Genomic DNA, 9,619 nt, shown 5'->3' with positions numbered 1-9,619 from the left:
GGTATCTTACTTAAATCTTGCTGTTGTTGACTCATAAATAGGGTTTACTGATAAAATAGATATGGTAATTTATTTTTAGGCAATATCTTAACACTGTTTTATTGATTTATGTATATTTTTTCGGTAGCCATCATCTTTATTTACATAGGACTTACATGCTATATATTATATATAGTATGCTTGAGTAGTTCTATTGCCATCACTGATTATTAATGGTATTGTTTTATTTACACTGATTGAACAATGTAACCATAGAGATTAATTATGATTTATCTTTTATCTTGTCGAGGATTAGTTTCCAGTGTTTCCTATGATAGTCTTTTTGAATTAGAAGATTTAATGGTTTCCCTTTTGCAAGGAACTTTGATTATACCTACATTAAAAAAAGAATTAAAATTTCTTATTAATTCTATTGATAGTAAAACAAAGAAGGTTTTTAACAAAACATTTGGTCTTTACAATATTGAACAGTTCCCTATTTCTCAGACAGAAACCCCTAACATATTATTTATGATCGATGTAGCTGGTTCTTGTTTTGAGTTACTGTCAAGTATAAAAAACTGGCGTAAAAAATTTGATATTGTTGTTGCCTATATTTCTGATTCCTGGTTACTATTAAAATATCAAAAAAAATATTTAGAATTAATAGATTATTTATTTGTTCCTCAGCCAGAAGTACGAGAAGATATTGAAAGAGGATTAGGCAAAAAAGTTTTCTTACTACCTTTTGCTTGCGATACTTTGGCTCATGGATCAGCTGATTTAAACCGGTTTATTGATGTTATTAATTTTGGAAGAAATAACCCAGATTATCATAAAATACTTTCAGAAAAATTTGCTCGAGAATCTGAATCAAATCGATTTTATTATGATGTTATAGCTCGTGCTAACCAAAAATATCCTGAAATAGTCAGTTATCGTGAAAGAATAGATTATCAATATAGAAAGCAATTGTTTTATTTGTTAAGACATAGTAAATTAGCTCTTCTTTTTGATAATCCTTATACAAAACAGAAAAGGAAAATTCCGTACTCCTATTTAACAGTGAGATGGTTTGAAGCTTCAGCTAGTGGCTGTGCCATAGTTGGAAAAAGACCTACAACATCTTTATACAATGAGTTATTTCCCTGGGAAAATGCCACAATTGAATTGCCAGATGATCCACAAGAAGGAATAGAATTTATTGAAAACTTACTAGAGGACGAGTCTAGACTTCATACTATGCACAAACGCAACTATCTTGAAAATTTAATACGTAATGATTGGCGACATCGTATTAAGTATATGCTAGAAGTTATAAACATTCCATTGCCAAATTCTTTAGTGCAAGATTTAGATAAGTTACAAAGAATCTACTCAGAAGGTATCTAATAACAAAATTTTAACTAAAAATTATCCTTCCTAAGCGTATCATAGTACTTCCGGCTTCGATCGCTTGGGTATAATCACCTGACATACCCATAGAGAGTTCGGTTAGTCTTAAGTTAGAAGAAGAGTTGATTTTACTCGCTAATTCTTTAGTAGCGGCGAAGACTTGTAAACTCTCTGTTTCTGATAATCCTAGGGGTAAAATAGTCATTAATCCCTGTATTTTGAGATACTTAAATTCGTTAAGTGTGGGTAAATCTGTAATTAATTCTTGAGGGGTCCAACCGTATTTATTGGGATCTGGTACTAATTTAACTTGGAGACAAACTTGAGGGGATTTAGCTAAGTCTTGAGCAGAATCATTGAGACGTTGGGCTAGTTTTAAACTATCGACAGAGTGAATCCAGTGGAAAGACTCGATCGCCTTTTTAGCTTTGTTAGTTTGTAAATGACCGATAAAATGCCAGGTTATATCTGTATATTGTGCTAGTTTTTCTTGTTTAGGGAGAGCTTCTTGTAAACGACTTTCGCCAAAGTCTCTGACACCCGCGTTATATGCTTCGGCGATCGCTTCTACAGATACTCCTTTAGTAATAGCAATCAAGCGAACGTGAGGAGGAATTTGCTCACGCAGTTCCCGAATTTTTTGAGTAATAGTACTCATAACTTTAAAAGGTAGTTTTATAAACAGACTGTAACTCTGTATATTCTGTTGAGGATTCCAACAGTCTTAATTCTCTCAAGCGTCTATCTACGAGTAAACGAGATTCTGACCGCGTAATTGGTTCAATACTAACTCCCTCTGTTTTGCTAATGACTATAAAAAATAGACGTTGAGCGTAGAGAGTAGTAAACAATTCACGGTTTTCGCCTAAGCTACAGATACGATAGAGTAAACCAAAAGTCGGATGATTGAGATAGGTTTCACTGGTCATTTATGTCGCTCGTCATCTTAAACTAAGCCAAAAAATAAGGGAATTTAATTTAATCTTAACCTAAAATGAGGATCAATCTATTTATTAATCCCCTAGTCAACTCACAAGCGATATTCTTCCACATCATCAGTATATTCGATTGGCAAGACTGCGACAACATTTTCTGGTGGATTGGGGACGATATAATGACTAACTACCTTTCCCCCAAAAGTATCCTCAGCTGCTTTTATTCCTGCTGCTACCGATGGCTCTACCTCTGAAACAGGTCCTCTGACAACTACATAAAAGTTACCACTTTCGGCGATATCAAAATAAACCAGGGTTACTCTAGCTGCTTTCACCATCGCATCAGCTGCGGCTAGAATCCCTGGGAAACCTACGGTTTCGATTACTCCTACTGCATCTGGCATAAATTTTCTCCTTTAAAAAATATAATCTTATTATCTCGCAAAATGGAATGGAGTTAGGGTTTAGGTATTAGGTTGAACGGTTTTAGGTTTTGGGGGTTATTCCAAATGCGCGAATTAAGAATTAAGAATTAAGAATTAAGAATTAATTATTTTTTCGCACATTCGCTCGTTCACTCGTTCACTCGTTCTTCATTCCCCTCTCCGAAAAGTCTCCCCATCTTCCCACACTTCCCCTCTATTCTCTATTCAGCAGCCCGTAGCGCTAGAGCCTATGAATAAAGCCAAAATAACCCGTAGAAAATCCTAATAAACTAACGGTTACTAAAATTAACATGATTTGATAACTTTTATAAGTTAATTCCTGTAACTCCAATCTTCCTAAGAGACTAGCCGCAAATAAAATTAAAAACATGAGAAATTGTTCTAAATAACAGATAATTAAAACTAGCATAAAAGACCAAAACAGAATAGAAATAAAGCCTTGATTACCTGATTTTAACCAACTGCCAAACATGAATTTAAGGGATTTAGCAGGTATAGTCAAGACGACAATAATCATAAAAATAACTAAGCTAATTAACCCATAAATGTAAATTTTAGCTGTTAATGGTGATATCAATAATCCCCAGTAAGCTAATGCTTCTCTTAAATCAGCAATCCACAAATTAATCGATTTAGCCACAATCCACCCAAAAACACCATAAGCTAAAAAAACTAAACTCAGATATAACCAAGGGAATCTGTAGAGAAACATAAATAAAGATTATTCAGAATACTTAGTGATAAGTTTAGCTAAAGCTTCCTTCATTTCTGTTATAGTAGTGGTAGCAGTCCCAAATTGACGCACTACTAGACTAGCAGCGAGATTACCTAAAACAGCTGCTTCCCAAAAAGAAGCTCCTGCTACTAGAGCTAAAGTTAAAGCAGCTACTACGGTATCTCCTGCTCCTGTAACGTCAAAGACGTCGGTACGATTGAAAGCCATAATCTCTTCTGTGGTTGTTCCCTCAAATAAACTCATACCCTCTTCTCCTCGGGTAATCAGCATTTGTGAAGCTTGGGTAAGGTTAAGTAAGTCTTTACCTGCTTGTTGTAGGGAATTAAAGTCATTAATAGGATAACCCACCGCTTGTTCAGCTTCAGGAAGATTAGGCGTAAATAGGGTTGCTCCCCGATAACGGGCTAAGTCTTTTTGTGTATCAACAATCACGCGATCGTGTGCTAAACAAGCTTTAATTACTGGTGAGGTAAAGACACCATCTCCATAGTCAGAGCAGACGATCGCTTTTACTGTAGTTGCTTTCTCTTGAATTAAACTCGCTAATTGGTTTTGTATTTCTAGAGAAGGAAGAGCATCAGATTTGCGATCGACTCTAACTATTTGTTGGGTAACCGACTGTCTAGCGTGCCCCGCGATACGGGTTTTAGTCACTGTAGGACGTTCTTTAGTTTTAAGTACTAATGTAGTATCTATGCCAACTTGGTTAAAAATATCTAGTAAAGCTTCCCCTTGGATATCGTCTCCGACTATACCCACTACCTTAACTTGAGCACCTAATTTAGCTAAATTATAAACAGCGTTAGCACCTCCACCAGGAATTTGTCTAGTTTGTTCGTGACGTAAAATTAAAACAGGTGCTTCTCTTGAAATACGCTCTACTTGACCTGTGAGAAACTCATCTAAGGTTAAATCTCCCACCACTAAGATTGGTTGATTAAGGAAGTTATCTAAAATTTGTTCTAGTCTTGCTTGGGCTTCAATTAAACGCCTAATTGAGTTATCCTTCATAAAAATCTGGTCTTGAATTTTGAGTATTTTCTAAGTAAGCGGTTAAAGCTTCCCAATTTTCTGTTTCTAAATATTGGGTTAGGGTAGTGAGACTGTTTTGATATTCTAGGAGCGATCGCAATATCTGTTGACGGTTATATTTAGCCATCATCACCCCTAATTCTACGTTACCCCCTCCTACCCTACTCGTATCCCGAAAACCTGAACTAGCTAATTGTTTAGCAAGGTTTAATACTTCTGGTTGTTTTTCCTGCAGACAAGCGTCGATTAAACTAGCACTTATCATCACAGGTAGATGAGAAATCCACGCTACCGCTTGATCGTGTTCTTGAGGACTGCAATAATAAACCCTACAGCCTAGAAGACTTACTATCTCTGCTAACTTACTAACGCTGTCAACTGGTGTACTGTCTGTAGGGGTAATCACATAGGGGGTATTTTGAAACAAATTATTTTGAGCTGCAGTAATTCCTTGTTCAATTTTACCCGCCATGGGGTGACTACCAATGAAATTATACCATAATTGTGCACAAGTAGTCACTATTTCTGTTTTAACTGAACCTACGTCAGTAACAATCGTCTCAGGGGAGAGATAGGGAAGTAAATTATGTAAAGTTGGGGCGATCGCCGCTATGGGAGTAGCGATAAAAATCAGTTCAGCTTGATTTAATATGCTCAAATTTAGACTAGCTTCATCTACAGCACCCATTTTTACTGCTTGTTTACAGGTTTCCTCTTTTCGAGATACTCCCAAGACAGAAAAACCCAACTTACGCAAGTCTAAACCCAAAGAACCACCAATTAAACCTAAACCAACGATACCTATGTTCATTTCACTTGACAATAATCTCGACAACCGATCGCTTGTTCTGTATTAGCTATCATAGGTTGGATCGTGCACTTGAGACGATAATCGTTAGTAAAATATTGACAATTGCTACAGGGTATTTGGTGCATTTTTTTGGCTCTAGCTGCGGTATCATTGCAAGCACTATATAAGGTTGAGACTAGAGTTAATAAAAATATCCAGGTTAAAACAAAACAAATGGGTATCATCATAATATTATTTTTGTAATAAATTAACTAATTGAGAGACTTGAGCTTGATTAAAAACTTGTAGTAAAACCTGTGCGGCTGCTTGCGGTTCTACTGTAATTAAAATTTGGGGTGTAGAGGTATTCGCGAGTCTTTCTAAAGCTGGTGTTGGTGAGATTTGTTCTTTTTCCCCTAATTCTAAATAATCTGCAGCTTGTTTAAGTTCTTTAATTACTACCGGTGCTAATAATTGGTAAGAATGTTGTGGGTTAGCGATCGCTTTAGCTGATACTGTCAGTAAATTTTGCCATCCTTGCACTTCTGGTGCTACTATCCCCAAATCTGTACAGATTTCTTGCAATTGGTGACGATTATCTGGTGTAGGTTGTTCTTTAAAAATTTTCAGCATTTCTCGTAGCTGCTCGATAATATCCTGATAATGATCATCTTCAGCTTCAACTTCAGCTTCAAGACTACTAGGAGTAGGTTTAGCTTCTTTTTTACCTGTTCCTTTTTGTTGTTCTAGGTAATGCTGTAATTCTACAAAAGTAGGATCGGCTTCTTTTACAATAGCCTCAGCTTCATCCTCTTGTAAACCTAATGCACTTTGCAGACGTTCAATTAAATCTTGTAAAACATCATAAGCATCCCAAAATAACTCCTCAAGTTTCTGATCTACTGTTGCTTCTTCGTCTCTGAGAATCTTAAAGGCATCTTCGAGACGATGTGATGTTTTTTGAATACTACTAATATTCAGCATCGCTGCACCCCCTTTTAAAGAGTGAGCTGCGCGAAATAATTCGTTAATTCTCTCGGAATCATTTACCACTGTTGATAACTCTAGAATCCCTTTCTCGATGGTTTCTAGGTGTTCTTTGGCTTCTTCAATAAAATAGCCCAGAATTTTATCTTGTGCTGCTGCGTCCACGATTACTTACTCTCAATAGCTTTTTTTCTAGCTTAACGTAACCACAGTACAATTAGATTTGACAGATCCTTGCACGTTTAGGCCAAGGAGTTTAATTTAGGTTTTTAAACTCATTTTTTTGCTCAGTAGATTTACTAATTTTATGCCAACCCTTAAGCTACCACAATATTATTGTTTAGGATTAATTGGACGAGGACAATTTGGTCAGGTTTTTTGTGCTTATAATTATCTCCAACAAGAATTAATAGCTATCAAAGTCATCGAATTAAAACGATTTTCCACCCAACAATTTTTAAGGGAGTTACGTTTTCTAGTTACTCTCAATCACCCTCAGATTGTCTCCTGTCAAGGAATCAAACATTATCAATCTCAACGCTATTTAATTATGGATTACTGCGAGGGAGGAAGTCTTAGAGATTTAATTAATAAAAATCAGTTAAAACTTTACGAAAGTTTACAAATAGTTCGAGATATTCTTTCTGGTTTAGTTCATACTCATAGTCGAGGAATTGTCCACTGTGATCTCAAACCCGAAAATATTTTACTCTGTTTAATTCCCCAGGGTTGGAGTGCTAAAATTTCTGATTTTGGTATCGCTAAAGCTGTGGAAGAAAATTATTATTCTGTTAGTATGGGTGATACTGGCTCTCCTGCTTATATGGCTCCTGAGCGTTTCTATGGTAAGTTTTCTACTGCTTCTGATTTATACGCTGTTGGAGTTATTTTATATGAATTAATCCTTGGCAATAGACCTTTTACTGGTACACCTAAAGAATTAATTGCAGCTCATCTTAATCAAATCCCCACTATTCCTGATCAAGTTCCTTTTTTCCTACGTTCTCTGATTTTGAAAGCTTTAGAAAAGTTGCCCCAACATCGTTTTACTAATACTCAAGCTATGTTAGATAGCGTTAATAATGCTTTGGAAATTATTCAAGCAACTCGCTTACAAACTAAACCAATTCTTAATAACTATTCAAATATAACCGTAGAATTAATCAGTAAATCTAATCATAATATTACCAGTATTTTATCTGACAATAACCAACTCTATCTAGCTAGTGACCAAACTATTATTACTCCCAATCAAGAAGAAATAATCCTGAAAGAAACAATAATTAATTTAACGACTGGATATTTAGTATGGTGTCAACAGGATAATCATTACTTGGTTTATCAAATCAAAGATAATCAAGCACAATTGCGGTTAAATATACAAGCTTCTACTCTGATTAAAACTGTAGAAAGTAAGGGTAAATGGTTAGCGATAGCTTATGATCTACCTAATCCAGGGTTAATCTTATTTAAATTAGAGCAAGGTATTCTTTGGCAAAAACCATTAACTAGATTACCTAATCAAGTACTCAGTCTTGATACTCATCATGGCTTAGCTTTATTTAAAGAAAACGACCAAAGGACAACTTTTAGTTTTTTTAATCGTCGTGGTAATTGGTATGAAGGGTATAGTTTAGCTATTCCTTGTGAAGATTTAGTGACTCACCCAAGCTATCCTTATTTACTGTTAGGAAGAGAGGGAGATAAGGGTTTATTAATTAATCTGAAACCATTAAGAGTATCTCGTTTTAATTTAGAATTTATCCCTGATTTTGTTATTCCCCAAGATTGGGGTTATATTTTAGCTAATCGAGAGGGAATGATTCTGAGTATAGATCTAGAAGGTGAAATTAAAGCAAGATATCAATTATCCTTGGGTACAATTAATACTATGGTTAGTATAAATCCAGGAGAAATTCTGTTAGGAATTAATAATTATCTCTATAAGATTCTAATATCTCCTCAATGAATTTAAGGGCGGTTGTCGCTATTTTGCTACCATTATTGTTGACTTTCCAACCTTTGGTAGTTTGAGGCGATCGCCATAACTGGAGATGATCTACTGGTGGATCTGCATAAAAACTCTCATTTCCTGCACCTAGTATAGTTGAACTCCAATGAGTAAAATAGTCGTGACTAATTCTATAGGTAGGAAAATCTCCCCATAAGGGAACTCCCCAACCATCGATAGCGATTAAAGCTTTGACTTTTACTTGATTTTTATCTAACCTTGTCGCTACTGATTGTATTCCTACTACTCCTGCGCTAAAACCAATCAAAATAACCTCTAGAGTCATATTACTCTTAGGTAGAGATTTAGAGCAGAAATCAAGAATATCTTGAGGTGAATAGGGAGGTAGCTGATGACTAGGATATAACAACCAGTGCTCATCTTGATTGGGAAAAGCGTTGATAAAACTATGATTTAATTCTGCTTGGTTAAAACCAGGACAAACTAAAATAATCACTTATCAAATCAAATATAGTTCTTGTTCTGGTGATAGCTTTGTGTCATAGAGAACCACGAGTTCGCATTCAAAGTATTCGCAGAGCCATTTGACCATTTCGAACCCGAATCTAACGAGTCGGTCAGGATAGGCAACCACAAGACGTCTGATATCTTTTGTGACAATGCGTTCCAAAACGGTGATAAATCCAGTTCGCCTGAAATTGAGTCCTGAGCCAATGTCTGATATGACTTCTCCTTCCGGATAGTGTTGACGTAGGAAATCAATCTGTCTCGTAAGATCGTCTCGTTGAGATGAGGTTGAGACTCTACAATAGAGAACAGTTGTAACTGATTGGGGTTGTAATGTTTTTTCGATTTCGGCGATCGCATATCTCCTGTGTCCTGCAGGTGTTTTAATTGACTTAATTTTGCCTTCAGATTCCCAACGACGAAGACTACTAACGCTAACAGATAAAGCTAGTGCAGCTTCTTTAGGGGTTAAGTATTTCATTATTTATTACTAACTTACTAATTTTAGTTTAGCAGATTATTGCTTATTTAAGCGGTTTGATGAGAAATTTGGTAGCTAATAATGACGTCCCCAACCTGACGGGGTAGAGAGAAGATCTCCTAAGCAAAGACAAAACTTTAGCCTCTATTGAGCAAGCCTAATCATGACGAGACTTAGAAAAAGACAGGCAGACAAGGAAGATAATACATAAAGAAAAACTAGACCTAGGGATAAAGGAAGATCAGAGTCCTTTTCCCTTTTGCCTAAATTCTACAAGAAGTCTGATATATATACTTCCTTGTCCACTTTTCTGTTAAGATTTATTAAATTCTAAACCATGTTCTTCAGCGTAGCGAGAC

12 protein-coding genes are annotated in these 9,619 nt (G+C 35.8%); 2 read left to right on the top strand and 10 right to left on the bottom strand.

The window, feature by feature from the left end:
* The first annotated feature begins 264 nt into the window (after positions 1-264).
* Positions 265-1,371, top strand: coding sequence for a glycosyltransferase family 1 protein (locus EA365_16980; GenBank protein TVQ41743.1), 1,107 nt, complete (start codon positions 265-267; stop codon positions 1,369-1,371).
* A gap of 10 nt (positions 1,372-1,381) precedes the next feature.
* On the opposite strand, the gene EA365_16975 is transcribed toward EA365_16980, so the two are convergent.
* The 8 genes from EA365_16975 to EA365_16940 form a co-directional block, all read right to left on the bottom strand.
* Complete coding sequence (locus EA365_16975) at positions 1,382-2,032, bottom strand: YggS family pyridoxal phosphate-dependent enzyme (protein TVQ41742.1); 651 nt, start codon at positions 2,030-2,032, stop codon at positions 1,382-1,384.
* Positions 2,033-2,036: 4 nt separating this feature from the next.
* Positions 2,037-2,303, bottom strand: coding sequence for a DUF3539 family protein (locus EA365_16970; protein TVQ41741.1), 267 nt, complete (start codon positions 2,301-2,303; stop codon positions 2,037-2,039).
* A gap of 101 nt (positions 2,304-2,404) precedes the next feature.
* Positions 2,405-2,713, bottom strand: coding sequence for a BMC domain-containing protein (locus EA365_16965; protein ID TVQ41740.1), 309 nt, complete (start codon positions 2,711-2,713; stop codon positions 2,405-2,407).
* 262 nt (positions 2,714-2,975) lie between these two features.
* Entirely contained in the window at positions 2,976-3,467 is a 492-nt protein-coding gene (locus EA365_16960) for a hypothetical protein (protein ID TVQ41739.1), read from the bottom strand.
* A 9-nt stretch (positions 3,468-3,476) separates the two neighbouring features.
* Positions 3,477-4,502: a D-glycero-beta-D-manno-heptose-7-phosphate kinase gene (locus EA365_16955; GenBank protein ID TVQ41738.1), complete on the bottom strand. Its 1,026-nt coding sequence runs from the start codon at positions 4,500-4,502 to the stop codon at positions 3,477-3,479.
* Entirely contained in the window at positions 4,492-5,334 is an 843-nt protein-coding gene (locus EA365_16950; GenBank protein TVQ41737.1) for a prephenate/arogenate dehydrogenase, read from the bottom strand. The genes EA365_16955 and EA365_16950 overlap by 11 nt, the downstream gene beginning before the upstream one ends.
* A complete protein-coding gene (locus tag EA365_16945; GenBank protein TVQ41736.1) occupies positions 5,331-5,561 on the bottom strand; it encodes a hypothetical protein in 231 nt (76 codons plus the stop codon). The genes EA365_16950 and EA365_16945 overlap by 4 nt, the downstream gene beginning before the upstream one ends.
* A gap of 4 nt (positions 5,562-5,565) precedes the next feature.
* The gene (locus EA365_16940; GenBank protein ID TVQ41735.1) at positions 5,566-6,465 is read right to left on the bottom strand and encodes a histidine kinase; all 900 of its coding nucleotides are present in this window, start codon (positions 6,463-6,465) and stop codon (positions 5,566-5,568) included.
* Positions 6,466-6,607: 142 nt separating this feature from the next.
* Between EA365_16940 and EA365_16935 the strand changes: the two genes are divergently transcribed.
* Positions 6,608-8,269, top strand: a complete 1,662-nt coding sequence (locus EA365_16935) for a serine/threonine protein kinase (protein TVQ41734.1) — start codon at positions 6,608-6,610, stop codon at positions 8,267-8,269.
* On the opposite strand, the gene EA365_16930 is transcribed toward EA365_16935, so the two are convergent.
* Together EA365_16930 and EA365_16925 are read right to left on the bottom strand one after the other, a co-directional pair.
* Positions 8,229-8,768 (bottom strand): hypothetical protein, encoded by a 540-nt coding sequence (locus tag EA365_16930; GenBank protein TVQ41733.1) that lies wholly within the window; start codon positions 8,766-8,768, stop codon positions 8,229-8,231. The genes EA365_16935 and EA365_16930 overlap by 41 nt on opposite strands.
* A gap of 3 nt (positions 8,769-8,771) precedes the next feature.
* Entirely contained in the window at positions 8,772-9,260 is a 489-nt protein-coding gene (locus EA365_16925) for an IS607 family transposase (protein ID TVQ41732.1), read from the bottom strand.
* Positions 9,261-9,619 lie beyond the last annotated feature (359 nt).

It is taken from the genome of Gloeocapsa sp. DLM2.Bin57, from assembly GCA_007693955.1.
Lineage (GTDB): Bacteria > Cyanobacteriota > Cyanobacteriia > Cyanobacteriales > Gloeocapsaceae > Gloeocapsa.
The sequence above is the reverse complement of the archived record's forward strand: the minus strand, read 5'-3'. Positions and strand labels throughout refer to the sequence as shown.